This window comes from Arthrobacter melezitosi (assembly GCF_054511055.1).
In genome coordinates this window covers 21,229-33,439 of record NZ_JBTNDJ010000001.1, presented here as the reverse complement: position 1 = coordinate 33,439, position 12,211 = coordinate 21,229, and the positions used below count along the sequence as shown (strand labels likewise).

General features: G+C 65.1%; 14 protein-coding genes and 1 pseudogene. 10 read left to right on the top strand and 5 right to left on the bottom strand.

The window, feature by feature from the left end:
- The first annotated feature begins 255 nt into the window (after positions 1-255).
- Both ACX80W_RS00165 and ACX80W_RS00160 read left to right on the top strand, forming a co-directional pair.
- Entirely contained in the window at positions 256-558 is a 303-nt protein-coding gene (locus tag ACX80W_RS00165) for a DUF4193 domain-containing protein (protein ID WP_459279312.1), read from the top strand.
- A gap of 137 nt (positions 559-695) precedes the next feature.
- Positions 696-1,052, top strand: coding sequence for a hypothetical protein (locus ACX80W_RS00160; protein WP_459279311.1), 357 nt, complete (start codon positions 696-698; stop codon positions 1,050-1,052).
- Between the two features lie 18 nt (positions 1,053-1,070).
- On the opposite strand, the gene ACX80W_RS00155 is transcribed toward ACX80W_RS00160, so the two are convergent.
- On the bottom strand, positions 1,071-2,036 hold the full coding sequence (locus ACX80W_RS00155) for a PQQ-dependent sugar dehydrogenase (RefSeq protein WP_459279309.1): 966 nt from the start codon (positions 2,034-2,036) through the stop codon (positions 1,071-1,073).
- A gap of 170 nt (positions 2,037-2,206) precedes the next feature.
- The gene (locus ACX80W_RS00150) at positions 2,207-3,025 is read right to left on the bottom strand and encodes a hypothetical protein (RefSeq protein ID WP_459279308.1); all 819 of its coding nucleotides are present in this window, start codon (positions 3,023-3,025) and stop codon (positions 2,207-2,209) included.
- A gap of 180 nt (positions 3,026-3,205) precedes the next feature.
- On the opposite strand from ACX80W_RS00150, the gene ACX80W_RS00145 reads away from it, so the two are divergent.
- Together ACX80W_RS00145 and ACX80W_RS00140 are read left to right on the top strand one after the other, a co-directional pair.
- A complete protein-coding gene (locus ACX80W_RS00145) occupies positions 3,206-3,433 on the top strand; it encodes a DUF2188 domain-containing protein (protein ID WP_459279307.1) in 228 nt (75 codons plus the stop codon).
- Positions 3,434-3,572: 139 nt separating this feature from the next.
- A complete protein-coding gene (locus ACX80W_RS00140) occupies positions 3,573-3,884 on the top strand; it encodes a hypothetical protein (RefSeq protein ID WP_459279305.1) in 312 nt (103 codons plus the stop codon).
- A gap of 88 nt (positions 3,885-3,972) precedes the next feature.
- On the opposite strand, the gene ACX80W_RS00135 is transcribed toward ACX80W_RS00140, so the two are convergent.
- Positions 3,973-4,431, bottom strand: coding sequence for a hypothetical protein (locus ACX80W_RS00135; RefSeq protein WP_459279304.1), 459 nt, complete (start codon positions 4,429-4,431; stop codon positions 3,973-3,975).
- Positions 4,432-4,959: 528 nt separating this feature from the next.
- On the opposite strand from ACX80W_RS00135, the gene ACX80W_RS00130 reads away from it, so the two are divergent.
- Positions 4,960-6,501, top strand: coding sequence for a GMC family oxidoreductase (locus ACX80W_RS00130; RefSeq protein WP_459279302.1), 1,542 nt, complete (start codon positions 4,960-4,962; stop codon positions 6,499-6,501).
- On the top strand, positions 6,498-7,598 hold the full coding sequence (locus ACX80W_RS00125; RefSeq protein ID WP_459279300.1) for an NAD(P)-dependent alcohol dehydrogenase: 1,101 nt from the start codon (positions 6,498-6,500) through the stop codon (positions 7,596-7,598). Before ACX80W_RS00130 ends, ACX80W_RS00125 begins: the two co-directional genes overlap by 4 nt.
- Positions 7,599-7,683: 85 nt before the next feature.
- On the opposite strand, the gene ACX80W_RS00120 is transcribed toward ACX80W_RS00125, so the two are convergent.
- Positions 7,684-8,166 carry a MarR family winged helix-turn-helix transcriptional regulator gene (locus ACX80W_RS00120; RefSeq protein WP_459279298.1) on the bottom strand — a complete coding sequence of 161 codons (483 nt, stop codon included), beginning with the start codon at positions 8,164-8,166 and terminating at the stop codon, positions 7,684-7,686.
- Positions 8,167-8,258: 92 nt separating this feature from the next.
- Between ACX80W_RS00120 and ACX80W_RS00115 the strand changes: the two are divergent.
- The 3 genes and pseudogenes from ACX80W_RS00115 to ACX80W_RS00105 all read left to right on the top strand — a co-directional run.
- A pseudogene (locus ACX80W_RS00115) lies at positions 8,259-8,534 on the top strand (IS30 family transposase); the annotation flags it as partial.
- A 187-nt stretch (positions 8,535-8,721) separates the two neighbouring features.
- Entirely contained in the window at positions 8,722-8,871 is a 150-nt protein-coding gene (locus tag ACX80W_RS00110) for a hypothetical protein (RefSeq protein ID WP_459279297.1), read from the top strand.
- Between the two features lie 271 nt (positions 8,872-9,142).
- Positions 9,143-9,874 carry a hypothetical protein gene (locus ACX80W_RS00105; RefSeq protein WP_459279295.1) on the top strand — a complete coding sequence of 244 codons (732 nt, stop codon included), beginning with the start codon at positions 9,143-9,145 and terminating at the stop codon, positions 9,872-9,874.
- On the opposite strand, the gene ACX80W_RS00100 is transcribed toward ACX80W_RS00105, so the two are convergent.
- Positions 9,834-10,244: a GatB/YqeY domain-containing protein gene (locus ACX80W_RS00100; protein WP_459280166.1), complete on the bottom strand. Its 411-nt coding sequence runs from the start codon at positions 10,242-10,244 to the stop codon at positions 9,834-9,836. The two genes, ACX80W_RS00105 and ACX80W_RS00100, sit on opposite strands and share 41 nt — an antisense overlap.
- 1,243 nt (positions 10,245-11,487) lie before the next feature.
- On the opposite strand from ACX80W_RS00100, the gene ACX80W_RS00095 reads away from it, so the two are divergent.
- Positions 11,488-11,901, top strand: a complete 414-nt coding sequence (locus tag ACX80W_RS00095) for an ASCH domain-containing protein (RefSeq protein WP_459279293.1) — start codon at positions 11,488-11,490, stop codon at positions 11,899-11,901.
- Positions 11,902-12,211: the final 310 nt, after the last annotated feature.

Genomic DNA, 12,211 nt, shown 5'->3' with positions numbered 1-12,211 from the left:
CCTCCACCACCTTCCGCTCCCGTAAAGTTTTGTCTATCCGTCAACCGTAACTGAAACCCGGCCGGTCGAGGAGAGGAAGCGGGAACGCGTCGTGGGTAATTTCCGGCGGCACGGAATCCACCCTCTGGAGGAGCACGAAGCGCCACCGGAACCGTCAACGATAGGGCTCCCGTCCGGCGGGGTCCACGTCTTTCCTTAACAGCCCGGGCATGTACTCTGGTGCAGCGTCCATTCCTAGAAGAAAGCATTTCCCCCATGGCAACCGATTACGACGCCCCCCGCGTCGCGCAGGAAGACCAGCCGGCCAACGAATCGCTTGAGGCGATTCAGGCCCAACGCAGCGCCACCACCCAGACGGCCCTGATCGATGTCGAGGACGGCGACACAGCCGAAGGCTTCGACCTCCCGGGCGCCGTCGTCGATGACGAACTGCTTGTCGAGGTCGTGCCCGTGCAGGAAGACGAGTTCACCTGCATGTCCTGTTTCCTCGTCCATCACCGCAGCCAACTGGCGCTCGAGAAGAACGGCTCCAAGTACTGCAGGGAGTGCGAAGGCTAGGCACGTCCTCACACGGCCGGTTCCCGGTTCGGCGGGCGTCGGATCCGCGCCCATCCGGACGTGGATCCGGCGCCGAATTGTCAGTGGCAGACCATAGGCTGACGATGAAGCGTAGGCCGGGACCACTGAGGAAAACCATGAACACCGTCGTCCTTCCAGCACCGCGGATTTTCGATCATCCCTGGACGCGTGAGCAGCTCCTCGGCGCCGCCGAGGCCAGTAAGGTCTCCCAGGACCACACCGACTACCGGGGTGCCGCGAGGACGATGGCCGGCTGCGGAGGATGCGTGGACCTGCCCCGGATCCGGGCCATGGTCAGCGCGGTGATGGGCGGCACCGAGGGAACGTACTACATCTGTTGCTCCCTCTACGGCGCCCATCTGGCGATCAGTTTTCCCGAGCTCTTCACCAGCCGCCAGCTTCAGCTGCTTCTGGCGCCGCTTGCGGCCGCAGAGGCGCTGCCCCGCACCGCCTTACCTGCGCGGGCGGCGTGAGATCCGGCACGCCGCGCGTCAACCGGTCTCAAGCTCGATGCGGAGGATGCGGTCATCCTCCGGGCGGGTGTCCCGCGCGCCGTCGGTGTTCGAGGTCGTGATCCACAGCGCGCCGTCCGGCGCGACCTCGACCGTGCGGATCCGTCCGTACTCGCCCACGAGGTGCTCGACAGGTTCTCCGGCGGCCTTCCCTCCGGTGACGGGCAGCTGCCAAAGCCGCTGCCCCCTCAGCGCGCCCATCCAGAGGTTCCCGTCGGCGTAGGCAATACCTGAGGGGGAGGCCTCCCGGGGTCGAAAGGTGAACAGCGGCGCTTCGCCGGTGGAGCCTTCGATACCTTCGGTCTCCGGCCAGCCGTAGTCCCGCCCCGCGCGCAGGACGTTGAGCTCGTCCCAGACCTGGTGGCCAAGCTCCGAGGCATACGCAGTGCCGTCGGGACCGAAGGCGAGGCCCTGGACGTTGCGGTGCCCGCTGGAGTAGACCGCGGTGCCCGCCGGGTTGCCCTCCGGAATTGACCCGTCGCGCCGGATCCGGAGGATCTTGCCGTTTAGGGACTCGTCGTCGGCAGCGTACTCCGGCCGGAACGCGTCGCCGGTTCCGATCCAAAGGTTCCCGTCCGGCCCGAACCGCAGCCGGCCCCCATGGTGGCGCTGCGCTGTCTCGATGCCCTCAAGGAGCACCTGTTCCTGCTCCACCGAGGAGAAGTCTTCGGCCACCGACAGGGAGACGACCCTGTTGGTCGGGGACGAGGACACATAGGCGTAGATGAGCCGGTCCTCGGCAAAGTCCGGAGACACCGCCAGACCCAGCAACCCGCCCTCCGCGCTGACCTCGACGTCGGGCACCGTGCCGACCAGAGCGGCGGCACCTCCTTGGGCCGGAATCCGCAGGATCTCCGCGGAGTCGCGGCTGGAAACGAGCGCCGATCCATCCGGCAGGAACCCAAGACCCCATGGGGTGTCCAGCCCACTGGCGATTTCCGTCACCTCGCCCAGGGCGGCAGCCGACCCGGACGCGGGAGGCGCGGGCGATGGAACGGAACTCCCGGCAGGATCCGCGGCGCCGCCGGCCGGAGCAGAGGGAGAGGCGGCGCACCCGGCAAGGAGAAGGGCCAGACCGGCCAGGCGGAGGGCCCGCGAGGGTGAGCCCGCCCGTTTCATCGCCGCCGCCGGGCCTTTTTCCGATTCGCGGCGCCACGCGGGGCGCCAGGAGCCGGGGCGGCACCGAATCCCTCGGCCAGGTCGACGGTGAAGTCGATGAGCAACCCGATCACGTAGACACAATCCCGCCGGTCCTCGAGCTCGCCCTTCGCCTCCGCCAGGGCTGCCACCAGATCTTCATCGGACCGGTCCTCCCCGAGATAGCGTTCGACGGCCTGCGCGAAAGCGGCGGCACCACCACCTGGCCGGATGAAGCGGTATGGCTCCCAGTTGAGGTGCCGCCACTGCGACTCCAACTCCTCGGACACCCACGGCTCGCCGGCCTCCTGGAGCTGCGGACGGACGGTCGTCTCAAGGAAGTCCCGGGTGCTGTTCAGCTCTTCCATAGCCCGCTCAGGGTCCTCCGCGGTGAAGGCGTCGAAGCGGTCGAATGCCGCTCGGGCCTTGTCCACCGTCACGCGGAGCCTCTCCTCGAAGCTTGGGCCCTCATACGGGGCCCGCCCCGATTCGCCCATATCCAGCAGGAGGGCGGAGACGTCGGCGAGGGCGAGGTCAAGCTGGTGCTGCACCCCCGGCACCGTCTGTCCGCCACTGGTGAGATTCCAGGCCTTCTCGTGAAGGGCCTTGGCGGTGTCGATAGCCAACCGCCCCGCACCCGAGGTGACGGACTTCTCCGTCCGCCGCCTGGCCAGCAGCCGCGCCCCGACGCGGGCGGTCGAGATTCCCACTGCAAGGACTGACAGGGCCAGGACCGCGGGGTCGCTTCCCTGGGCCTGCCCGGCCTCAACTGTCCCGCTCCGCATCTTCCCGGCCATGGCGCCTCCCTGGGTTTGATTGCACATTCTTTCATGCAATGCCGCTGGGAGGGAGGGCCCGGATGACCTATTCCGCTGCCAGGGCGAGGCCGGATCGGCGATTTCCGCAACGGAATTTGTGGCCGCCGCCTCTCCGTGGTCGGTATGGTGACGCTCAAAGGTCCGATCAGAGGAGATGCAATGCCCAAGGGAGACATCGAGACGTTCCACGACGTGGGGTTATGGATGAACCGCCGACAGGCGGTGGACGACAAGCCGTGGGGCCTGGCCACCACCAAGGAGGAGGCCGCCGCGGTTGGCCGCAGTGTCGCACGGGCGGAGAAGGTCGAGCACATCATTCGAAACATCGACGGCACAATCGGAGAGCGCAACTCCTACGGGAACGACCCCAGCAGCATCCGCGGGTGAAACGATGGCGGGAACCGAGCGGAAACCCGCATCCCGCACCCGTACTATCCTTGGGCGAACGGCGGTTGAACCCCTGGACAGTCCCAGCGGAGCAAGTGCGCCGCCGCACCGATCAACCATCCTCATCCGGAAGGCGCCGATGTCCCAGCACCCGTACGAACCCACCCACGCCCCGCACCCCTACGACGCCGGGCGCGCCCCGCGGACGGTGGAGGGCTCCAAGGCGGCGCAGGCCTCGCTGATCTTCGGCATCGTCGGGCTGTTCGTTCTGGGCATCGTCTTCGGTCCGCTGGCGCTTCTTCAGGCCAGGAAGGCCGAGCGGCTCAACACCAGCGCGACGGCGGGAAAGGTGCTCGGCTGGATCAGCACGATCTGGGGCGTGCTCTCGCTGATCCTCCTGGTCGTTTTCTTCGGCGCCGTCGCCGCCCTCATGCCGCTCAGCGGGTACTGAGGGAGCACACCAGCGCCTTGTCGCCGGTCCGGGCGTGATGAGCCGGTCCGGGACGCGTATGCCGCTGAGGCGCCCGGACGGGATCCGCCTACGAGTAGCGTCCGGTGAACGTCGAGCCGCGGTTGAGCTCGGTGAACTCGAGGCCGACGACCTCCCCGTCCTCGACGAGCCACCTGAGCTCGTAACAGGCGCGGTAGCTCGGCGGCCAATAGGAACAGAACCGTCCGCTGTCATCGACGTACCACTCGCCCTGCGTCGGCGCCCCGTGCTCGACGTAGGTGGTCGCCCCGCCCTTATCGAAGGTCTGCGTGGCTCCGTCGTCGTAGGTGATGGTCCCGGCCGTGACCGCCTCGGCGATCTCGGCCGCCTGCACCGGTTCGCGGTCCTTGATCGGCCGCTTGCTAACGAAATTCGACACCGGGAACTCCTTGATCCTCAGCCGCTGGGCCTGGAGCGTCCGTTCGTTCCGCCCGGCGGGACACGAGTCGATTGCCGGTTGGGAGGCGCCCATCGCGAGGTCCCCGGCCAGGACGCTGAGCCCACCCACTGTCCCCGCCCTTAACCGTAGCGGTCGGCGGTGGGCGCCGGTACTGGATACTTCCCGGTAACATCGACCGCCTACCCGGCGCTGCCGGCAGCGCAGGGGCGTCCCGGGCGCAACCAGGGGTGAGGGTCCGTCAGGTGATTTCCGCAACCAGGAAGTTGCGACGCCGCAGGATCCGCGGGAACAGTGGAGCTTAGGGAATCGACCCCTGGCCTCTTCTCAGGGGACGGCTTGTTTCATCGCATGCGTGTCGCTCGTCCCCTGCCTCCTAGGCAAAAGTCCGGGCGGGTATAGCGACCCGCTATCTAGATGCTTTCGCGATCATCCAGGCAGTCAGCACCCTGCGGAGGAACCGGCTATCGGACCTTCAGGCCACAGCCGCGAACCTGCCGAACAGGGATGTCTCGTGTTGTTCTGCGACCCGCGATAGCAGCGCCAAACTCTCCGGCCCGCATGTAGTTGACTAATCAACCACTTGCGCGTTAAATGGTAGATACATCAACCAACGAGGGTTCGATCAAAGGAAGAGACATGTCAGGCAGTAAGAATTTCCCATCGTCCGCCGACGTTGTAGTCATCGGTGCGGGTTCGGCGGGTTCGGCTGTAATTCGGCGCCTTCTCGACGCCGGTAGGACCGTTGCCGTGCTGGAAGCGGGACCCGTGGACGACACCGAGGCGATTCACGACCCACTGGGATCGATCGGCCTCTGGGACAGCCCCTTCAACTGGGATTTCGCCACCGAGCCGCAGCCGTTCGCCCACGGCAATACGATGCCTCAGCCGCGCGGGAAGACGTTAGGTGGCAGCAGCGCGTTCAACGGGATGATCTATGTCCGCGGCGTCAAGGAAGATTACGACCTCTGGGCCCAGCAGGGCGCGGATGGTTGGGATTGGGCGTCGGTCGAGCCGTACTTCCTCAAACTCGAGAACTTCGCCGGAGGATCTGCGGGTGGCCGCGGGGTCGGCGGCCCGATCAACGTGCAGAAGAACCTCACCCCCAGCCAGATCGTTCAGGACTGGGTCGCGGCGGCCGTTGAAGCCGGCCATCCGTTCAACGAGGATTACAACTCAGGCGATATCCTCGGGGCCAGCTACACCCAGCACACCATCCTCAACCATCGTCGAGTCACCAGCTGGGGCGGCTATGTTCGTCCCGTAGAGGACCATGCCAACCTCTCGGTACAGACATCCGCTACCGTGACCCGCCTCGTGTTTGAAGGGGACCGTGTCGTCGGTGTGAACTACCTCCTCGAGGGTGTTGAGCACACCATCAGGGCCAATGACCAGGTCGTCCTCTCAGCCGGCGTTTTCGGCACGCCGCAGATCCTGATGCTCTCGGGCCTCGGCGATGCCAACACGCTGCGCCGGTTCGGCATCCCGGTGAAAGCGCACCTGCCGGGTGTCGGCCAGAACCTGCAGGATCACTTCTCGAGTCCGATCATCTGGGAAACCCACGGTCCCGCGCCGCTGGCAACGGAACAGGGGCTCGAGGCCCAGTTCTTTGCCAAGACCCGGCCGGGCTTGGTCGCTCCGGACGTTCAGCCGCTCATGCTCTCGTTCGTCTACGGCTTCATCGGAGGCTACCTGCCGGAACATGGATTCTCGACGGTCAGCCAGATTCTGCACCCCCTCAGTCGCGGATTCGTGACCTTGCGCTCCAACGATCCCACGGCGAAGCCGCTCATTGATCCGCGCGTGCTCTCGGAACCGGACGACGTCGAGGTTCTCGTCGACAACATGGATATGATCCGCGACATCGCCTCCCGCGAACCACTCAGGAAGTGGATCAAGGCCGAGGCTCGCCCAGGCGACAAGGTCGTCACGCGCGAACAGATGCGCGAATACGTCCGCTCCACGATTGTCTCGGGCCACCACCAGGTCGGAACAGCCGCCATGGGGCGCGGCACCATGTCCGTGGTGGACCCCACCACCCTTCGTGTCCATGGCATCGAAGGCCTCACCATCGCCGATGCGTCCATCATGCCCAGCCTGCCGTCCGGCAACACCAATGGCCCAGCCATGATGATCGGTGAGCGTGCGGCCGACTTCATCCTCAAGGAGACCACCAAATGATCGTTACCAGCGCCGTCACGCGCGGCAAGAAGGACATCCGTCAGGAACAGCTCACACTTGAGGACCCCCGGCCCGATGAGGTCCTGGTCAAGATACTCTCGTCCGGGATCTGCCGCACGGACCTTGAAGTCGTCGATGGACAGCTTCCGCTGACTCCTTACCCGGTCGTTCTCGGCCATGAAGGAGCCGGGATCGTCGAGAAAGTCGGTTCAAACGTCACGAGTGTCGCACCGGGTGACACGGTGATCCTCGGCGCCGGCGCCTGCGGCACCTGTGTCCAGTGCCGCGCGGGAAACTTCGCATACTGCGAGCAGCACGTGCCGATGAACTTCTCGGCGAAGCGTCTGGACGGGTCGACCGCGTTGACCGATGGGAACGGCGAGGCGGTCCACAGCCACTTCTTCGCCCAGTCGTCCTGGTCGACCTACGCAGTCGCGCACCAGAGCAATACGATCAAGGTCTCCAGCGATCTCGATCCCCGCAACCTCGGTCCCTTCGGCTGCGGAATCCAGACCGGCGCCGGAGCGGTTCTGAACGTCCTGGACGTTCAGGCAGGATCTTCGATCGCGATCTTCGGTACGGGAGCCGTGGGCCTGGCCGGCGTCATGGCCGCCAAGGCCTCCGGCGCCTCCACGATCATCGCCATCGGACGAGAGGATGCCCAGCTGGCACTGGCCGAGGAGGTCGGGGCCACGCACACCATCAACAGCTCCAGTGGAGTCGACGTGCTTGAGGCGGTCCGGGCGATCACTGGGGCGCCGGGCACCAACTACAGCCTCGAAGCGACAGGGGCACCGGAAGTCATGCGCCTTGCGGTGGACGTACTGATGGAAACCGGCCACGCCGCCATCACGGGGGTAGCCGCCGGAAAGTCCTTCGACGTCGATATCTGGACGCTGCTGCGCGGCCGTACCATCCACGGGACTTCCCTGGGCGACGCAGTGCCGATGCTACTGCTGCCGCGCCTGGTTGACCTCTACACTCAGGGCCGTTTTCCCGTCGACAAGATCATGACCCACTACTATCTTGCCGACATCGACCGGGCAATCGAGGACGTCAACGCCGGGCGGGTGGTCAAGGCAGTCCTGCACCCCTGAAGATCAGGGGCTTGGGCCAGAGGGCTCGATCGCCAAGCGATCGAGCCCTCTGGCCCCTTTGCACCTTTCGCCATAGGCGTCCGAGCTACTCGGGGCACGGGTCGGAGGCGTCCGTGTGCCTAAGAATGGCATCGGCGATATCGCTGAGCTGTTGAAGCTGCTCCTCCGTCAGTGCGCTCATGACGTAGTGCTCGACGGCCTCATCCTCGATTTGCTTCCCCCGAATAGCTGCGTCTTTGCCCGCGGCGGTCAGACTGACCATCGAGGCCCGGTTGTCCTCGATACATGCTCCACGGGCGACCAGGCCCCGGGCTTCCATCCGTCGCAGCTGGTGGGAGAGGCGGCTCTTCTCCCACTCGATAAGATTGCGAAGCGTCCGGTCCCGGATGACGTCGTCGGGGTGCCCCGAAAGCGCGTAGAGAATCTGGAGGTCCGCTTGTGACAGGCCGGCCTTCTCCGCCAGCATCCGGCCGACCCTGTTCTCCAGCCGGATGTGCATCTGCCGGTAGTTGACCCACCACGGCGTGGACGCCGCTCCGGGCTTTGTCTGAGCTGAGGTGTGCGGCATGCTTCCATTATAGTTGATACATCTACCTCCGCATAGGGCGAGGCCCGCAAGTCCCTCGGAACTGCCGGCGCCAGAAGGTTCTCGGCGAGACAATACAGGCGGAGCTGCTCGGCCGCCGGCCCAAGGCCAGTAAGTTCAATGACCTGGACCTGGCATCCTTGGTACAGGCCAGGTTGTGTGTGAAAGGGAGCCCGGAACAGATCAGCGACCACCTCGCCACGACGTTCCCGGACCGAGCGGAGATGCAGGTGAGTCCCGAAACGATCTACCAGGCTCTCTACGGTCAGGGACGAGGCCATCTCCGCGCTGACCTATACCAACACCTGCGCACCGGCTGCGCCGTGAGGCGGCCCAGGCGCTCCACCGCTGGGAGAATTTTGGGAAAGATCCGGGAAGCTCGCCGCGGACGATGACCACTGAGGATGGGTCTCGCTCGAAGGACCCGACCTGCCGGCCGTTTCCGAGCTTGTGCCACAGGGCAGCGATCAGCTTCGCACGTTCCTCGACCGAGTCCCGGTAGGACTCCGGTACAGTGATGACCTTTCGTTCCACGGTGTGAGGAGCGGAGACGGCCGGCTCTGGAGCCCCTCCTGGATAGGCATCCTCGGGCTCGCTCAGCTCGTCCGGTTCGTCGGAGTCATCCCCGTCGACGTCAACAGCAGCCCAACACTGATCCACTGCGTTGAGAATGTCGCCCCACGCTGAGGCCCTGTTTTTTCAGCAGCTTCCTGGCGCTCTTTTCATCCCCTCCTTGGAAGAGAGCCAGGTCGGCACGTGCGGCCCTCATCTCAGCGTCGGTGTACGCCGTGGCGATCCCGTCATCCTGCCGGGCGCAGACGGTCGCGCTGTTACGGGACTTGAGGAAGCTCAGCAGGGTGGTATCTCCTCTCTAGGCGATGCCCGGCCCGGGCTCGATCTGTCCGGAGCACGTTCCGGGAGCCAGTAGTCTTCTGTCAACGAACACATGGGGGAAAACATGACCGTTGAGGTCTCCGCGCCGCGCCGCACCACGTCCGTCCTGTCCACGCTGGCGATCGCCGGCGGCATCCTGCTGGCCGGGGCCGGCGCCGCCCAGGCCGCCTGCGCTCCGGGCTACATCGAGGTGATTGCCGGCAACGGAGCGGTGACCTGCGTTATCAGCAACACCGGAGGAACTGGTGGGGGCGGCGGTGGAGGAGACACCCCCGGTGGTGGGAGCCCCGGTGGCGGTGGTGGCCTGCTTCCACCGCCTCCGACCAGCCAGCTGCCGCCTCCTCCCCCGCCCCGTCCGGCACCAGCGCCGGTGCCCGTACCGGGTCCGGTTGTTCCTGCGCCCGTGGATGTTCCGCCGGTCGTCCCGCACCCTGCAGCCGGGGCCGTCATCCCGCAGCAGCCCGTGCAGCCGGCCGACCCGGCTCCCGAAGGCGCCCCAGCCGAGCCGGAGGTGCACACCATGGAGCAGCCTGCCCAGGGACCGGCCGAAACGCCCGCGAAGGTGACACCCAAGCCCACGGTGAAGCCGAAGCCAAGTGCCACGCCGTCGGCGACCCCAAAGGCGACCACCTCTCCTTCAGCCAGCCCGAAGCCGGCCAGGTCCGAGGCCCCGATCGAGACGGAGAAGGCCTCGGCGACCTCGCAGGTCGGCCCCGTGATGGTCCTGTCCGGGATCGTGGTGCTGGCAGCGGCCGTCATTGCCGTGCTGCTGTGGGTCCGCCGCCGGAGGGCGTAGCCGCTGCCGCATACCCCAACCTGACCTGAACAGCGCGAGCCAGTAGAACGCCGTGAGAGCATTCAACCGAGTCCTGGCGGCGCATGGTGATCTCCTGACCGTCAGCCTGCAGGGTCGCGACAACTTCGTCGACGCTGGATTCGACGCCGGAGCGGGTGAGCGGCTTCGGTATGTACGCCTCGATGCCCTCGGCTTCGGGGACCTCCGCGGTCACGCGACCAGACTTTCCTGCTTCGGTGTAGATGCGGGCGGTGTCGCGGCGCTTGGCGGCTTCCTTCTGGAGCGGCCTGGTCACCTGGAGACTGTCCAGTTCGAGGAGTGCCTTGTCGAACTTCTCGCGGGTGCTGGTCTCACCGAGGACTTTGGGGATGCGGAAATTGCCGAAGGGCAGCGCGCGAAGCGCTGTGCCTCAATCCCGGCGGGACGTCCCGCTAGTCCCTCGACCCCGGTGCTGGCTAGGTTCGAGCCAAAGGAGCTGTGCGGTCAACTTAATCTCCGCGGTCAGAACTCATTTCGGTTATGAGCATGGAGGCTCAGGGGTCCCCGCTACGCTGGCCGCATGTTGAGAACAATCAGCCGCTTCACGCATCGTTCCCTGTGCCCGGGAATCTCCAAGATGTGATGAACGTGTGATTCTCGGCGCTCAACCCGCACGAACTCGCCAAAATTCGCGGAAACAGTGGAGCTTAGGGGAATCGAACCCCTGACCTTTTCTCAGGGGACGGCTTATTTCGATGCTTGCCGAAGCCTGTCATTGTGCCGAAAATCCCCGGAATCTAGGCGTTTTTGGTGACCTGCAAGGCCCACGACATGTCATCGTATTTCAGCGTTTCCGTGTGGTAAACGTGTGACGGACTCCGCACTTGGCGGGCGGTTGAATAGACAGGGAATCCGCGGACGGGTGCTCGAACCTCACCTCCCGATCACTTCGCCCGACGCCGGCTTCCGCCGTTCGCCGCGCGTAGATAAGTCCTGGGGACCGAATGTGGAACCGATCGCCATAGTCCTGTCCCGACCCCGTCGTTAGCGGTCAGCCGTCTTTGGCAGGATTGTTCCCATGACTGATGAGCGACTCGCAAAGCTGGTGCGAACGTCGAGGCCGCGCGGAACTCTGCTTCTCATGCCACTGCCGGTTGAGCTTCGGAAAGCGGTAGACGGCTCCACGGCAGAAGCTTCTTCGATGGGCGCTGCGCGCCTGGTCTTTCCGACGGCTGCGCCGTCCCTTTCGGCTGCCCAGCGTACCGCCTGCTCCCCTTTGGGCAAGCCTGCGCCGGGGGCTTTCGCGGCATATCCTCACTCGCTTCGCTCCCTCCGGTATTCCACGGACCCCCGGACTCTGACTGGCCCATTCACCCCGCAGGCAGCAAATGCACTCCGTGCCGAAAGAAACGGTGGCCAAAACCACAACCCCTGTCTGGGGTCGAGTGCCGGGCCTCACACAACTAACGTGATCACAGACAAGCTCGCCATCGCGGCCGATGCCCGCGCCAAAGGGAAGATCGCGGAGGAGGCAGCACGTCTTGTGGGCTGGAGCCGGGCCACTCATTCGTTGCACAATGCAGGATGCTTTAGCCTGCGGTGAAGCCCGGTTGGGTGAAGTGCAACAGTGGAGCATGACAGAAACATCCTTGCCTCGCGCCGAATTCGCGTTTCCTGGGCCGCTTCGCGACTCGCTGGTCGCGTCCATCCTTTCGGGCGCAAAGACCACGACGACATCGCTGCTGATCGAGTACGCCGTCGAAGGTGAGGAGCTACCTTCAGCAGGGAGACGACAGGCAGTGATCGACTCGATGGAGCAACCGGTCGCGATCATCCAGACGGTCCGGGTCGACCGGGTGCGGTTGGATCAGGTGTCGCTAGCTCACATCATCGATGAGGGAGAAGGGCACACTACCGTCGCTCAGTGGCGTGCAGATCACGAGCGGTACTGGCATAGCGAAGAAATGCGCTCCTACCTGGCGGATCCGGCGTTCACGGTTCGCGATGAGACTGTGGTGATTCTTGAACGCTTCCGACTCATCAACTAGTAATGACGATTCTGGAGCGACTCATTGGTGCATCCCTCAGTAGGACGAACCGAGCGCTGTAGCGACTTGTGACCCCGCCAACGATCCGTTAGAAACCCCGCCATCCTGACGAAAACTCACATCCCTAAACTCATCAAAGGCTGCTTTGTGCTTTGATGCGAATATGGCAGGTGAGACACGTTGCTGAGACAGGCTACGGACGCGGACTTCTCCGTCAATGCTGGGGTCGCTCGATGCGCCGCCGGACTTCGCCTGCCGTCCCGTCAAAGGATCCTTTAATAAGACCGGCTGCGGGCGTCCCGCTCCCAAC

Bases quoted from the DNA above. Each gene is read 5' to 3' on its own strand.
- ACX80W_RS00165 (WP_459279312.1), top strand. From the start codon at position 256: ATGGCAACCGATTACGACGCCCCCCGCGTCGCGCAGGAAGACCAGCCG.
- ACX80W_RS00160 (WP_459279311.1), top strand. From the start codon at position 696: ATGAACACCGTCGTCCTTCCAGCACCGCGGATTTTCGATCATCCCTGG.
- ACX80W_RS00150 (WP_459279308.1), bottom strand. From the start codon at position 3,025: ATGGCCGGGAAGATGCGGAGCGGGACAGTTGAGGCCGGGCAGGCCCAG.
- ACX80W_RS00145 (WP_459279307.1), top strand. From the start codon at position 3,206: ATGCCCAAGGGAGACATCGAGACGTTCCACGACGTGGGGTTATGGATG.
- ACX80W_RS00140 (WP_459279305.1), top strand. From the start codon at position 3,573: ATGTCCCAGCACCCGTACGAACCCACCCACGCCCCGCACCCCTACGAC.
- ACX80W_RS00130 (WP_459279302.1), top strand. From the start codon at position 4,960: ATGTCAGGCAGTAAGAATTTCCCATCGTCCGCCGACGTTGTAGTCATC.
- ACX80W_RS00125 (WP_459279300.1), top strand. From the start codon at position 6,498: ATGATCGTTACCAGCGCCGTCACGCGCGGCAAGAAGGACATCCGTCAG.
- ACX80W_RS00120 (WP_459279298.1), bottom strand. From the start codon at position 8,166: ATGCCGCACACCTCAGCTCAGACAAAGCCCGGAGCGGCGTCCACGCCG.
- ACX80W_RS00105 (WP_459279295.1), top strand. From the start codon at position 9,143: ATGACCGTTGAGGTCTCCGCGCCGCGCCGCACCACGTCCGTCCTGTCC.
- ACX80W_RS00095 (WP_459279293.1), top strand. From the start codon at position 11,488: ATGACAGAAACATCCTTGCCTCGCGCCGAATTCGCGTTTCCTGGGCCG.